This is a genomic window from Streptomyces sp. NPDC006259, from assembly GCF_042870975.1.
GTDB lineage: Bacteria > Actinomycetota > Actinomycetes > Streptomycetales > Streptomycetaceae > Streptomyces.
Map to the genome: position 1 here is coordinate 263,034 of NZ_JBIAHY010000005.1, position 12,946 is coordinate 275,979.

Sequence of the window (12,946 nt, forward strand, 5' to 3'; positions counted from 1 at the left end):
GGAGAGAAACGGGCGGTGGTGAATTCCTCCGGTCGGCGGTTGGGAGAGAGGCTAGAAGGAGAGCCGGTATCAGACAACCATTCGAGCAAACCGGTTAAGTTTAGTAGTGGTTCAGTTACCGGAAAGAGGTGACGACGGTCGGAACGGCGTTCCCGTAGGTTGGCGTGAAAGGAACTTTGATCGCGGCGGGAATGCGGGACCGGAACACCGCGTGCTCGGCGGCGGTCCGGCCTCACCGGATGGCCCGCCGGGGCTCGGCCCCACCGCGGCGCCCGTCCCGGCACCCACGCACCCCTCCGGCACCCGCGCCCACCACGAGGTCCTCTTCACGGAACGGGTCGCCCCCGGCCGGCCCGCGGCGCCGGCCACCCACGTCATCCGACCCGGTGCCCGTGACGTCCGCCGCCGGGATCTCACCGGGTCCGAGCCGTCCGGGTCTCAGCTGTCCGGGTCTCGACTGCCCAGGACCCCGCTGTCCGCGACTCCGCGGTTCGGGGCCGCGCTGTCCGCTGTCGGTTCGGTGCGGACGACGGCCTGATCGCCGTGGGGCCCGAACAGGTGCAGGATCTCCACCGCTTCGGTACCGGCGGGGCCGAACCAGTGCGGTGTGCCGGTGTCGAACTCGGCGACCTCGCCGGGCCGGAGCGTGGTGGAGCGCTGTCCCAGGATGAGGCGGAGTTCGCCGGCGAGCACGTAGAGCCATTCGTAGCCGGAGTGGGTCACCAGTTTCGGTTCGCGGGGCGCGAGCAGCTGTTTGAAGACCTGGACGCGGCCCGGGTACTGCGTCAGCGGCACGAGGATGTCCCCGCGTTCCCGGCTCCTGGGCGTGAGGTGGACCCGGGGATCGCCGGTGGCCGGGGCCGCCACCAGCTGGTCCAGCGCCACGCGGTGGGCCCGGGCGAGCGGGATGAGGAGGTCGAGGGTCGGACGCCGCAGACCCGACTCGACGCGGGACAGCGTGCTCACGGAGATCCCGGTGTCGCGCGCGAGGGTCTCGAGGGTGAGTCCGCGGGCGTGCCGCAGGGCGCGCAGCCGCGGCCCGATGCTGTCGATGAGTTCCGCGAGTTCGGCGTCCATACGAGCATTTTGCGGTCTCCGCAAAGTTCCTGGGCCTCGCCCCTCTCCCGGCCGGAGGCTGACCGGAGCCGATACCCGCACCGAAGGGGAACCTCCCTTGCTCACGACATCCCTGGCCGCTCCACCCACCCCGCCGAGTGCGCGCCGGCGCTGGACGGTGCTGGCCGTCTGCGCGCTCAGCATGTTCCTGGTGGGCGTCGACACCACCATCGTCAACGTGGGTCTGCCGGAGATCGGCCACGGTCTCGGTGTGGGCACCCGTGGCCTGGAATGGGTCGTCGACGCCTACACCGTGGTCCTCGCCAGTCTTCTCATGGTCTCCGGGGCGCTCGCGGACCGGTGGGGGCGCCGCCGGGTGTTCCGCTGCGGGCTGGTCGTCTTCGGCCTGGCCTCCCTCGCGTGTGCCCTCGCCCCGTCGCTCGGTGTGCTCGTCGCCGCCCGGGCCGTCCAGGGGGTCGGGGCGTCGATGCTGAGTCCGGTGGCTCTGGCGATCGTGGTGAACGCGATGCCCGACCGGCGGGAGCGGGCCCGGGCGATCGGCGTGTGGGCGTCGGTCTTCGGGCTCAGCATGGCGGCGGGCCCGGTCACCGGCGGGGCGCTCATCGCCGCGTTCGGCTGGCGTTCGGTGTTCTGGATCAACATGCCGGTCGTCGTGATCGCCCTCGTCCTGGTCGCCGTGTTCGTGCCGGAGTCCCGTGCAGCGCGCGCCCGGCGTCCGGACTGGCCCGGCCAGGCACTCCTCACCGGGGCGCTCTGCCTTGTCGTCGGCATCCTCATCGAAGGACCCCGTATCGGCTGGACCGCGCCCACGGCCCTCGCCGGCTACGCCCTGGTCACGGTCGCGGCGACCGCGTTCGTCCTCGTCGAACTGCGGTCCGAGGAGCCCTTGATGGACTTCGGCCTGTTCCGCCGGCCCCCCTTCGCCACGGCGGTGCTCGGTGCCATGGCGGTGTTCGTGGCCCTGAACGTGAGTCTGCTCCTCAACACGCTCTACCTTCAGCACACCCGGGGCTGGACCCCGCTGGCGACCGGCGCCGCCACCCTGCCCATGGCGCTGGGGGCCACGCTGTGCGCGCCGTGGTCCGGCAGCCTGGCGGGACGGCTCGGACCGCGGCGTCCGTTGCTCCTCGCGGGTGCCTTCACCATGGTCGGCGGCCTGTGCCTGACGGATCTGGACCAGGACACGGGCGTGCCGCTGATCCTGTTCGCCTACCTGCTGATCGGCATCGGATTCGGCTTCGCCAACGCCCCTCTCACCCATACCGCCGTCAGCGGTCTGCCGGCGTCCCGGGCCGGTGTGGCAGGGGCGATCACCTCCACCGCCCGTCAGGTCGGCGCGGCGGTCGGCATAGCCGTCGCCGGGGGACTGGTCGCCGGCACGGGCTCCGCCGGCATCGCCACCGCGTCGCATCCCGGCTGGCTGCTCGTGTCGGCCTGCGGCCTCTTCCTCCTCGTCGTGGCCCGCGCCGGGCAGCCGACGACGGTCGACACTCCCTAGCGGTCGGGACGAAGCGGCGGCGCTGCCCGACGAAGCGACGGAGCCGGCCGAGAGCACCGACTCCCGCCGTGTGCCACGCTGGGTGGCGGGAGCCGCGAGGAACTCGGCCTGCCGTGAGGCACACCGGATCACCGCGGACACCCGTCCGCCGCGCGCGCGTCAGGTGTGTCGCCGGTGAAGGGCCCCCCTTCGCGGGCGTTCGCCCGCGCACGTGGACCGCCGCCGGTCCTTCTGACAGGCCGTCGAGAGCCGGGTCCGACCGTTGCGGGTCAACTGCCCCGGCTTGTGGAAGAGTTCGGCTCGACGCGCAAAGCACGGCAGCGGGGTGACGCCGAGGCTGATGCCGCCCGCCACGAGGAGGTACGGCTCCGAAAGGTGCCGGCTCCGCGGGCCGTGGCGACGATGCGCGCGGGCCCCGGTGTGCGGTAGGACTTCTGCGAACCTCACAGGACATGCCAACTCACGTGGAGTCGCGATGACCGTTCGCCGTGCCATGCCCATCGTCCAGTCCGACGCCATGCAGGAGAACCGGGACTTCTACCGCCTGCTGGGCTTCGAGGAGGTCATGGACCTCGGCTGGATCGTGACGCTCGCCTCGCCCTCCACGCCGGCGGCCCAGATCAGCTTCATCACCCGGGACAGGACCGCCCCGGTCACGCCGGACATGAGCGTGGAGGTGGACGATGTGGACGCGGCCTACGCGCTCGTGCGGGACAGCGGCGCCGAGATCCTGCACCCCTTGCAGGACGAGGAGTGGGGGGTACGGCGGTTCTTCGTCCGCGACCCCAACGGCCGCGTCGTCAACGTGGTGAGCCACCGCTGACCGCGCGCCCGACGCGGCACGGCCGTACCCCGGCGGTGTCCCGGCGGACGCCGGCCCGAGCCGGCTGCCGGACTACCGCAGGCGGTAGAAGTGCAGGGGGGAGTTGGGTGCGAAGCCGATGCGCGGGTACACGGGTGCGCCCGCGGCGGTCGCGTGCAAGGTGGCGCGCGTCAGCCCGCCGGCCCGGGCTCCTTCGTGGAGCGCCTTGCGCGTCACGGCCTCCCCGTACCCCCTGCGCTCCCACCGGGGGTCCGTCGCGACGAGTACGACGAAGAGGCGGCCGTCGGCCTCCACCGCTCCGGCGCACGTGACCGGGACGCCGTCGCGCAGCCCCAGGTAGGCGTGCACCTTCTCCTTCCAGAGCACCGAGCCGGCGAGTCCGTCGCGACCGTGTTCCAGGGGGAAGCCGTAGGCGCGTGAGTTGAGGTCCGCGTAGGCGCGCAGGTGTTCCTCGTTGCCGACACGGACGAACGTGAGTTCCGGATGGACCGGCTCCGGAACGGGGAGCAGGTCTCCCGCCATGCCGGTGCCCGCGAAGGCGTGGGAGAGGCCCGCTCGCTCGGCCGCCGCCGGGACGCCCGCGCGCGCCCCGGCGGCGACGAGGTCCTCGAAGACCCACAGGAAGCCCGGGTGCTCCTTGGAGCGCATGATGTCCGCCGCCTCGGCCAGCCGCCGCTCCACGAGCGCGGCGTCCGCCCCCACCTCGGTCAACGTGACGCAGTTCCAGAAGGCGAAGTGGCAGTCCGCCCAGCGGACGGCGATCCCCGGAAGGTCCCGCACGTCGGCATCCGCGCTCCGGTCGAGCACCATGTGCCGCCAGACCGTGGCGAGTTGCTCCATCGATTCGACAGAGGCAGCGAGAGACGTCACCTTGGCTCCTTCGATCGTCGGGTGCTCCGCACGCCGCCACGGTGCCGACGACCTCGGCCCGTGCGCCGTGACGGTTCCGAGTATCCCGGCGGACGGGGCCGACTGTTCGCCCGTTCCGCGCCCGTCCGCCCGTCCGCCCGGCCTTTCGGTCGAAGGCGTCAGCGCCGACCTCGGGCCTCCCGCGCCCACTTCTCGACGACGGGCACGCAGGCGTCGGCGAAGTACTCGTAGTCGTCGGGTGTGTTGTAGACGTGGGCCGACAGCCGCAGGTAACCGGTTCCGCCGAAGCTGGTGAAGGCGGCCTCGACGCCCAGTTCCGCGGTCGCCCGGTCGCGCAGGGCGTCGGCCGCGATCCGGGTGGTCCCGAGGCCTTCCGGTAGCCGGACCAGGCGCATTCCCGGCACCGGCATGCCGACGTCGACCGGCCCGGCGGGGCCGCCGGACGCCTCGAACGCGGCCGCCACCACCCGGGCGCCGTGGTCCGCCAGCTCGTCCATGTAGGTGCGGGCCGTGTCCCAGCCCCAGGTGCGTCCGACGAAGTCCAGCGCCGCCGGGGCCGCGAGCCAACCGGTGGCGTCGATCGTGCCCTGCTGGTCGAAGCGGTCCGGGTAGGGTTCGGCGGCGCTCCAGGAGTCGATCAGCGGATGCAGTTCCTCGCGCAGCGGCCCGCGGGCGACGAGAGCGGCGGTGCCACGCGGCGCGCACCCCCACTTGTGGAGGTTGCCCACCCAGGCGTCGCAGACCACGCCCGCCAGGGGGGCCGCGAGGAGTCCGGGGGCGTGCGCGCCGTCCACGAGCAGCGGAATGCCGTGCCGGGCCGCCTCGTCGCCGACCCGTCCGACCGGCATCAGTCGTGCCGTGGCGGAGGTGATCTGGTCCAGGACGATGAGTGCGACCCGCTCGTCCACCTGGGACATCACCGCCGTGCAGGCCTGACCGGCATCGGCGTCGAGGGGTACGTGGGCCGTGCGGACGCGTGCGCCCCAGCGTCGGGCGAGCCGCTCGGCGCCCATCGTGACGGCGCCGTAGCCGTGGTCGGTGACCACGATGGAGCCGCCCGGACGCGCGCCGAGGGCGGCGTACACGACGCTCGCACCGGCGCTGGCGTTGGGGACGAGCGCCAAGTCCTGGGCACGGACCCGCAGATGGCCGGCGATCGCTTCACGGGCGGCGGCGACCCGGCCGGGCAGTCGCGGGAACCAGGCGACGGGGGCCCGCTCCATCTCGTCCCGCAGCGCGCTCTGTCGTTCCTGGGCGACGCGGGGGACCGCCCCGAACGACCCGTGGTTGAGGTGCCGCATCCCGGGATCGAGGGTCCAGGCCAGTGCGGCGTCCCGGCCGTCAGCCAGCAGCAGCGGACGGGGTGCGGCGAGCGCTCGGGTCTCGGTCACGTGGATCCTGACGTGGGCGACGGGGCGACGGGGCGACGGGGCGGCGGGGCGACCGTACGGCCGGGACGCGCGATCACGATACCCATGCGTGGAGGTCTCCCGGCGATCGGCGTGTGCCCCGCTGCCATCGGCGTGTGCCGTGCGGAGGACTTTGACCGCATCGATGACAAAGTATGGACATGACAAGCGGAAGTCCCCTAGCTTTGCGGCGGAACCCGCAGCCCATACCGAGAAAGACCGGAACGACATCCGGCACGGTCCGGTCCCCAGTTCAGGAGGACCAATGCGCCAACGCCCGTTCCCCCGGGCCCGAAGACACCTCATCCCGTTGCTGACGACGGCCGTCCTCGCCGGCGGCGCCCTGGGCGCCCCGGCGGCCGCCGGCGCCGTACCGGCCGACCTCCCCCCGCAGCAGCCCGGAGTCACGCTGCGCGTGTACGACGTGCAGACACCACTGGACGAGCTGTGCACCCTCAAACCGGGGCAGACGCCCAACCACGACCAGCTCATGCCGACGATCGACTGGTCCACGCCCGCCGACTTCGGCGGGTTCGACGACCACTTCGTCACGGAGGCCACCGGCTACCTGGTCGCCCCGCGCGAGGGGTCGTACGCGTTCCGGCTCACCAGTGACGACGGCTCACGGCTGAGTCTCGACCACGCCACCGTGATCGACCACGACGGCCTCCACGGCGCCGAACCGAAGGACGGCACCGTCCACCTCACCGCCGGGCCGCACCCCCTGCGGATCGACCACTTCGAGCGGGACGGCGGGCAGCGGTTGCAGCTCTCCTGGAAACCGCCGGGTGCCGAGGACTTCACCGTCGTGCCGGGCGAGGCGCTGAGCACCGACGCCGGTGTCGTCCGGGTGACGGCGCCGGGACGCAAGGAGTGCGAGGCGAGCGGTGACACCCCGGGCGACGGCCTGCCGCTCACCTCGGTGCGCCCGGACCTCACCCTCACCGACCTGCGCCCCGAGGGCTTCCAGCCGCAGGTCACCGGTATGGACTGGCTGCCCGACGGGCGTCTCGCCATCAGCACGTGGGGCGGCAGCGGAAACGTCGCCGGAGAGGTGTATCTCCTCGACCACGTCACCGGTGCGACCAGCCGCGACCAGATCACCGTGAAGAGGGTGGCGAGCGGACTGCGGGAACCCATGGGCATCAAGTACGTCGACGGTGCCCTGTACGTCTCGCAGAAGCACGAACTGACCCGGCTGGTCGACCAGGACGGCGACGAGGTCACCGACGCGTACCGTACGGTCGCCACCTGGCCGTACGGGGGGAACTTCCACGAGTTCGCGTTCGGACTGCTCTACCGCGCCGGCTACTTCTACGTGAACCTCTCCGTCGCCATCGACCTCGGCGGCGCGACCACCACACCGCAGCCGGCGCCCGGCCGCGGCACCACGTACAAGGTCAGCGCGAGGACGGGCCGGATCAGCCCCGTCGCGGGCGGTCTGCGCACCCCCAACGGCATCGGATGGGGCCCCGGCGGCGATCTGTTCACCACCGACAACCAGGGCGGATGGCTGCCCTCGTCCAAGCTGGTCCAGATCAGACAGGACCGCTTCTTCAACCACTACACCGAGCCCTCCGGCCCCTTCGAGGACGCCCCCGTCACCCAGCCGGTGCTGTGGCTGCCCCAGAACGAGATCGCCAACTCGCCCTCCACACCGCTGTATCTGACGAAGGGCCGGTTCGCCGGACAGATGCTGATCGGCGACGTCACCTACGGGGGACTCCAGCGGGCCTACCTCGAAAAGGTCGACGGCGAGTACCAGGGCGCCGTCTTCCGCTACACGCAAGGCCTGGAGGCCGGGGTCAACCGCATCACCATGGGTCCCGACGGCGCGATCTACGCCGGTGGCCTGGGCGCCGACGGCAACTGGGGCCAGGAGGGCAAGCTGCGGTTCGGCCTGCAGAAGCTGACGCCGAACGGCGGCGACACCTTCGACATCCAGACGATGCGGGCCGTACCGGGCGGCTTCGACCTGACGTACACCCAGCCGGTGTCCGCCGAGACCGCCGTCGATCTCGCCGGCCGCTACCGGGTCGAGCAGTGGCGCTACACGCCGACGGCGGACTACGGCGGACCGAAGATCGCCGAACAGCGGCTCTCCGTGCGCTCCGCGACCCTCTCCGGGGACGGCCGCACGGTCCGGCTCCGCCTGGACGGCCTGAAGCCCGGCCACGTGGTGCACGTGCGCTCCCCGCGTCCCTTCGCCGCCGCCTCCGGCGAGACGCTGTGGAGCACCGAAGCCTGGTACACACTCAACGCCGTACCCGGCAAGCAGCCGCCTCCCGCGACCCTCTACGAGGCCGAGGAAGCCCGGCTCACCGGCAGGGCGGGCATCAACACCGACCACACCGGCTACTCCGGCAGCGGCTTCGTCGACCGCTACGCCACCGAGGGCGACGTGGCCACGACGTTCGACGTCACGGTCCCGAAGAAGGGGACCTATGACGTGAACCTGCGCTACTCCAACGGCCCGAACCCGTTCCAGGGGACCAAGTCCCTCTCCCTGTACGTCAACGGGGGCAAGGTCCGGCAGACGCAGCTCGCCCCCACCGGGGACTGGGACACCTGGTCCACCCGAGCCGAGCGCCTGACCCTGCGCGCCGGACCCAACACGGTCTCCTACCGGTACGACCCCGGCGACACCGGACACGTCAACCTCGACCTGATCACCGTGCGCCCCCAGGGCGCCACCGTCCCCCTCTTCGACGGCACCGCCGCCTCGCAGTCCCAGTGGCAGCACACCGACGGACGGAGCCTGGCATGGCCCCTGACCGAGGAGGCGTCGATGGAGGTGTGCTGCGGCGACATCCGCACCAAGGACGCCTACCAGGACTTCGCTCTGCACGTCGAGTTCCGCGTCCCGCTCCTGCCCCCGGAGGTGACCGGCCAGGACCGCGGCAACAGCGGCATCTTCCTCCAGGACCGGTACGAGTTGCAGATCCTCGACTCCTACGGCGACACCACCCTGGACGACAACGAGGCCGGGGCGATCTACCTGAAGAAGCCGCCCGACGTCAACGCGGCGACCGCACCGGAGAGCTGGCAGACGTACGACATCGTCTTCCACGCCGCCCGCTACGACGCCGAAGGCCGCAAGACGGCCGACGCCCGGCTGACGGTCGTGTGGAACGGCACCAAGGTGCACGACGACATCGCCCTCGACGGACCCACCGCCTCGGGCCGGTCGGAGACCCCCGCGGCAGGAGCGATCCGGTTGCAGGACCACGGCAACAAGGTGAGGTTCCGGAACATCCAGATCCGGCCACTGACGTGAACCGCCGGTAGCCATCGAAGGTGACGGAGCCGGCGGCGCGAGCCGCCGGCTCCGTCACCGCTGTTCGCGGCCGTGGCGCCGTCCGACTTGATAGGCAAGTGGGTAGTTGCCTATGCTGTGGGGGTGGCCGACGACGTTTTCAGGGCTCTGGCCGACCCCACCCGCCGCGTCATCCTCGACGAGCTGACGGAGAAGTCCGGGCAGACACTGTTCGAGATCTGCTCGCGGCTGAGCATGAAGCACCAACTGGGCATCTCACGCCAGGGCGTCTCCCAGCACCTCGCCGTGCTGGAGGCCGCCGGGCTCGTCGAGACCAGGCGCGAGGGCCGCTACAAGTTCCACGACCTGAACACGGACCCGCTGCGGCGGATCGCCGAGCGATGGCTCGCACCCGACCCCTCCGGACCGCGGGAGAGCACCCCATGAAGATCCATCTGACCAGCGTCTTCGTCGACGACCAGGCCAAGGCCGAACACTTCTACACCGAGATCCTCGGCTTCGTGAAGAAGCACGACGTCCCGCTGGGCGGGCAGGACCGGTGGCTCACCGTGGTCTCGCCCGACGAGCCCCACGGCACCGAACTCCTTCTCGAGCCCGCCGGTCACCCGGCCGTCAGAACCTACCGCGACGCGCTCGTCGGCGACGGCATCCCGCTCGCCCAGTTCGCCGTCGACGACGTGAGCGCGGAGTACGAGCGTCTCCGAGGCCTCGGCGTCCGCTTCACCCAGGAGCCCCTCGCGATGGGCCCCGTCACCACCGCCGTCCTCGACGACACCTGCGGCAACCTGATCCAGATCGCCACCCAGCCGCGGTAGGGCGATCCGGACCGGAACCGGCCCGAGGACGGACCCTTCCGGCCGCGGAGGCGACCGGCGAGGAGGTCCCGCGCGGGGACGACGAACACTCGCGGCCACGGCGGGAGGCGCGCCCGCCGGTCGACCGGTGAATGCCCCGGTCGCCACCCGTGTCACCCGTGGCGCCGCCACTGACCTCCGCCGTCGCGGGAGATCCACAGCCCCTCGCCCTTCACCAGGTCGTACGTCGCGGTCGTCGTGTCCGCGATGCCGTAGAGCGTCGTGCCGTCGACGGTGAGGGACGTGAGGCTCGCCGGTGTCCTCAGCTGGTGGAAGGCGCTGTTGGCGCGGTCGTCGGCGAGCCAGTAGCGGCCGCCTTCCTCGCCGACGAGTACCCGCCCGTCCGCGAGCACGTCCAGAACAGACGACTCCGGTCCGCCCTGGAGGGTCTGCCAGGGAACGCCGCCGGCCAGCAGCGTCCGCCAGTGCTCACCGTCGTCGGTCGTCACCAGCAGGCCGCGCACGCCGTCGTCCCGGACGAGGAGCAGTGCGGCGGTGCCGCCGCGCGCGGCGAGAACGCCTCCGGCGTACGGCTTCGGGACGGCCGTGGAGCCGAGGGTGCGACCGTCGCGCTGCCGTACGACCCGGTGGGGGTCCCCGGTGAGGGGCTGGGCCAGGCTCCAGGCCGTGCCCCGTTCGTCGACGACGAGGTCGATGGCGTCGTCCGGCAACCCGGCCGGGGGTGCCACGGTCCGGGTGGCGGGGCGGTAGATGAGGGCCGGCTCCGGCGCGCCGAGCGCGATGTCGCCGGCACGGGTGGGCAACGGGGTCCGCGTGACGGTGAGTTCCTGCCGCTCGCCGCGTACGTCGAGGGCGTACGCTTCCTCGGCGTCTGCCTGCGGGATCCGCACGAAGCCCCCGGGCACCCCCGTGAACGCGACCGGCTGCGCCTCGGCGTCCGTGTGTTCCGCGTGCTCGGCGACCGTACGGCCGTCGGGGCCGACGACACGCCAGGCGGAGGCGGCCGGCCCCTCGTCGTCCTCGACGTTGCCGGCGGTGTACGTCAGGAGCAGCGAGCCGTCGTCCGTGCGGGCCACGCCGGTGGGAGCGCCGGCCGCTTCGATGACGTCGCCGGGGCGCGGGTGAGGGTCCTCGATGACGCGCTGGTACTTCGCCTCGCGGCCTCGCGAACCGCCGTGGCCCGAGCCGTCCGTGCCGTCCGAGCCGCATGCGGCCAGTACCAGCGCCGCACTCGCCGCAGCCATGAGTCCGGCCGTCCGCCTGCCACGATTCCTCAGCCACGCCATGGCCACATCCTCACACGGGGAGGCCGGCACGGGAGGGCCGACCGGCCCCAGGCGGCGTTCCCGTTCCGCGTCCGAGCGCCGGGACCAGCACGGGCGGCGCCCCTGGGGCCGGCCGTCGGGGCAGTGCTCCCCCACCTCACCGCGGCCGTACGGCGTCCTGTCGGGCCGGCCGCGACATCCGTTGGCCGCTCGTTGCCAGGGCCCGTCGTGGAGTGGGTGGGAAACACGCGGTCGCCGTCGCACGGGAGGCGGTTGCCGTTCCTGCCCCTGTTCCAGGGCCGCGACCGGTCCGTGCGGTTAGGGTCGTGACTGTTCATGGTCATGCAGAAGGGGGATCCGAGGATGGTCGGCTCGGTCACGGCGGTCAGCAGCAACGGCGAGTACTCGTTCACCAAGCCGAACCGGGAGAGCGTCACGCTGCTCGCCGGGCTCGGTGTGGAGGGTGACGTCCACGCCGGTGTGACGGTCAAGCACCGTTCGCGAATCGCGCAGGACCCCACGCAGCCGAACCTGCGCCAGGTCCATCTCGTCCAGGAAGAACTCTTCGCCGAGGTCGGTGCGGCGGGATTCGAGGTGGCACCCGGTGACCTCGGCGAGAACATCACCACCCGCGGTATCGACCTGCTCGGCCTGCCGGCCGGCACCCTGCTGCGGATCGGTGACGAGGCGGTGCTGGAGGTGACCGGACTGCGCAACCCGTGCCGGCAGATCGACAACTTCAGCGACGGGCTGCTGAAGCAGGTCGCAGGCCGCGACGAGGCCGGGAACATCGTACGCAAAGCCGGAATCATGAGCATCGTGAAGGAGGGCGGCGTGGTGCGCCCGGGCGATGTGGTCCAGGCGGACCTTCCCAGCGGACCGCACCGGCCTCTAAAGCGCGTCTGACGGCTGCGCGACGGGCAGGCCCTGACAGCGAGGCTTCCGGCCGGTCGGATATGTGCGGTCGGACGGCGAGCGGGCCCGTGAGGCATGGCCCGCGGGAGTGACCCCGGGTGAACGGGGGTGCGCGGCCTCCGGCCCGGCCTCGACCGCCGAGGGCGCTGTCCGTCACGGGTCTCGACCGCCGGGATGACGCTGGTCTTCGAAGACTCGCGGTGGAGCGGTCGAGCGGTCGAGTGGTGGGACGGCAGGGCGAGGGGACGGCAGGACGACGGGACGGCAGCGCGGTAGAGCGGCACTGGTCACGGGCCGGGCGCCTCCGGCCGGCCGCCGACCTGGGCGATGCCCGTCTCGTAGGCGAAGACCACCGCTTGGGCGCGGCTGTGCAGATCCAGCTTCGTCATCAGCCGGTGCAGGTGCGTCTTGACGGTGGACTCGCTGACGCACATCCGGTCCGCGATCTCCTCGTTGGCGAGGCCCTCGGCGACGAACCCGAGCACTTCGGTCTCACGGCCGGTGAGGACGCTCGTGGCGTCGGCATCGGCCCGGGACCGCTGTCCGTGAGGGAGGGCGTGCCTCTCGACGAGCTTGCGGACCCGGGCCGGAGCGACGAGGAGGTCGGCGGAGAGGGTGGCCGTGACGGCGCTGAGGAGTTGCTGCGGCGGCATGTCCTTGAGCAGGAAGCCGTTGCAGCCGGCGCGCAGGGCCGCGTAGACGAACTCGTCGTCGTCGAAGGTGGTGAGGACGACGATGCGCGGCGCCGGGTCGAGACCGAGGGCGAGAATGCGCTCCGCCGCCGCGAGGCCGCTGAGCCGGGGCATCTTGATGTCCATCAGAATCAGGTCGGGGCGGTGCTCGCGGGCCGCGGCGACGGCCTCCTCGCCGTCCGAGGCCTCCATGACCGGGCCCAGACCCTGCACCGTACGCAGCAGGGTGACGATGCCGGAGCGGATGAGGTGCTGGTCGTCCACGACCAGGATGCGGGCCACAGCACTCCTCGCGGATGGTCACG

The 12,946-nt window shown here is 72.0% G+C and carries 11 protein-coding genes; 6 read left to right on the top strand and 5 right to left on the bottom strand.

Annotated features, from left to right (window positions below; all coding sequences use genetic code 11):
• Positions 1–438: 438 nt before the first annotated feature.
• Complete coding sequence (locus ACFYO5_RS21850) at positions 439–1,077, bottom strand: helix-turn-helix transcriptional regulator (protein WP_356567880.1); 639 nt, start codon at positions 1,075–1,077, stop codon at positions 439–441.
• Between the two features lie 97 nt (positions 1,078–1,174).
• On the opposite strand from ACFYO5_RS21850, the gene ACFYO5_RS21855 reads away from it, so the two are divergent.
• Together ACFYO5_RS21855 and ACFYO5_RS21860 are read left to right on the top strand one after the other, a co-directional pair.
• Entirely contained in the window at positions 1,175–2,575 is a 1,401-nt protein-coding gene (locus ACFYO5_RS21855; protein WP_388710975.1) for an MFS transporter, read from the top strand.
• 475 nt (positions 2,576–3,050) lie between these two features.
• Entirely contained in the window at positions 3,051–3,398 is a 348-nt protein-coding gene (locus ACFYO5_RS21860) for a VOC family protein (RefSeq protein ID WP_388710978.1), read from the top strand.
• Positions 3,399–3,470: 72 nt separating this feature from the next.
• Here ACFYO5_RS21860 and ACFYO5_RS21865 read toward each other — a convergent pair whose 3' ends face one another.
• Together ACFYO5_RS21865 and ACFYO5_RS21870 are read right to left on the bottom strand one after the other, a co-directional pair.
• Positions 3,471–4,268 carry a GNAT family N-acetyltransferase gene (locus tag ACFYO5_RS21865; protein ID WP_388710981.1) on the bottom strand — a complete coding sequence of 266 codons (798 nt, stop codon included), beginning with the start codon at positions 4,266–4,268 and terminating at the stop codon, positions 3,471–3,473.
• A 158-nt stretch (positions 4,269–4,426) separates the two neighbouring features.
• Complete coding sequence (locus tag ACFYO5_RS21870; protein WP_388710984.1) at positions 4,427–5,659, bottom strand: aminotransferase class V-fold PLP-dependent enzyme; 1,233 nt, start codon at positions 5,657–5,659, stop codon at positions 4,427–4,429.
• Positions 5,660–5,942: 283 nt separating this feature from the next.
• On the opposite strand from ACFYO5_RS21870, the gene ACFYO5_RS21875 reads away from it, so the two are divergent.
• From ACFYO5_RS21875 to ACFYO5_RS21885, 3 genes are all read left to right on the top strand, one after another.
• On the top strand, positions 5,943–8,954 hold the full coding sequence (locus ACFYO5_RS21875) for a family 16 glycoside hydrolase (RefSeq protein WP_388710987.1): 3,012 nt from the start codon (positions 5,943–5,945) through the stop codon (positions 8,952–8,954).
• A 123-nt stretch (positions 8,955–9,077) separates the two neighbouring features.
• A complete protein-coding gene (locus ACFYO5_RS21880) occupies positions 9,078–9,380 on the top strand; it encodes an ArsR/SmtB family transcription factor (RefSeq protein ID WP_388710990.1) in 303 nt (100 codons plus the stop codon).
• Positions 9,377–9,769: a VOC family protein gene (locus ACFYO5_RS21885; RefSeq protein ID WP_388710993.1), complete on the top strand. Its 393-nt coding sequence runs from the start codon at positions 9,377–9,379 to the stop codon at positions 9,767–9,769. The genes ACFYO5_RS21880 and ACFYO5_RS21885 overlap by 4 nt, the downstream gene beginning before the upstream one ends.
• A 152-nt stretch (positions 9,770–9,921) precedes the next feature.
• Here ACFYO5_RS21885 and ACFYO5_RS21890 read toward each other — a convergent pair whose 3' ends face one another.
• Entirely contained in the window at positions 9,922–11,013 is a 1,092-nt protein-coding gene (locus ACFYO5_RS21890; protein WP_388710996.1) for a hypothetical protein, read from the bottom strand.
• Between the two features lie 384 nt (positions 11,014–11,397).
• Between ACFYO5_RS21890 and ACFYO5_RS21895 the strand changes: the two genes are divergently transcribed.
• Positions 11,398–11,940 (top strand): MOSC domain-containing protein, encoded by a 543-nt coding sequence (locus ACFYO5_RS21895; protein WP_388712280.1) that lies wholly within the window; start codon positions 11,398–11,400, stop codon positions 11,938–11,940.
• A gap of 296 nt (positions 11,941–12,236) precedes the next feature.
• On the opposite strand, the gene ACFYO5_RS21900 is transcribed toward ACFYO5_RS21895, so the two are convergent.
• A complete protein-coding gene (locus ACFYO5_RS21900; protein WP_388710998.1) occupies positions 12,237–12,923 on the bottom strand; it encodes a response regulator in 687 nt (228 codons plus the stop codon).
• Positions 12,924–12,946: the final 23 nt, after the last annotated feature.

Bases quoted from the DNA above. Each gene is read 5' to 3' on its own strand.
- ACFYO5_RS21895 (WP_388712280.1), top strand. From the start codon at position 11,398: ATGGTCGGCTCGGTCACGGCGGTCAGCAGCAACGGCGAGTACTCGTTC.
- ACFYO5_RS21860 (WP_388710978.1), top strand. From the start codon at position 3,051: ATGACCGTTCGCCGTGCCATGCCCATCGTCCAGTCCGACGCCATGCAG.
- ACFYO5_RS21875 (WP_388710987.1), top strand. From the start codon at position 5,943: ATGCGCCAACGCCCGTTCCCCCGGGCCCGAAGACACCTCATCCCGTTG.
- ACFYO5_RS21885 (WP_388710993.1), top strand. From the start codon at position 9,377: ATGAAGATCCATCTGACCAGCGTCTTCGTCGACGACCAGGCCAAGGCC.
- ACFYO5_RS21890 (WP_388710996.1), bottom strand. From the start codon at position 11,013: ATGGCTGCGGCGAGTGCGGCGCTGGTACTGGCCGCATGCGGCTCGGAC.
- ACFYO5_RS21850 (WP_356567880.1), bottom strand. From the start codon at position 1,077: ATGGACGCCGAACTCGCGGAACTCATCGACAGCATCGGGCCGCGGCTG.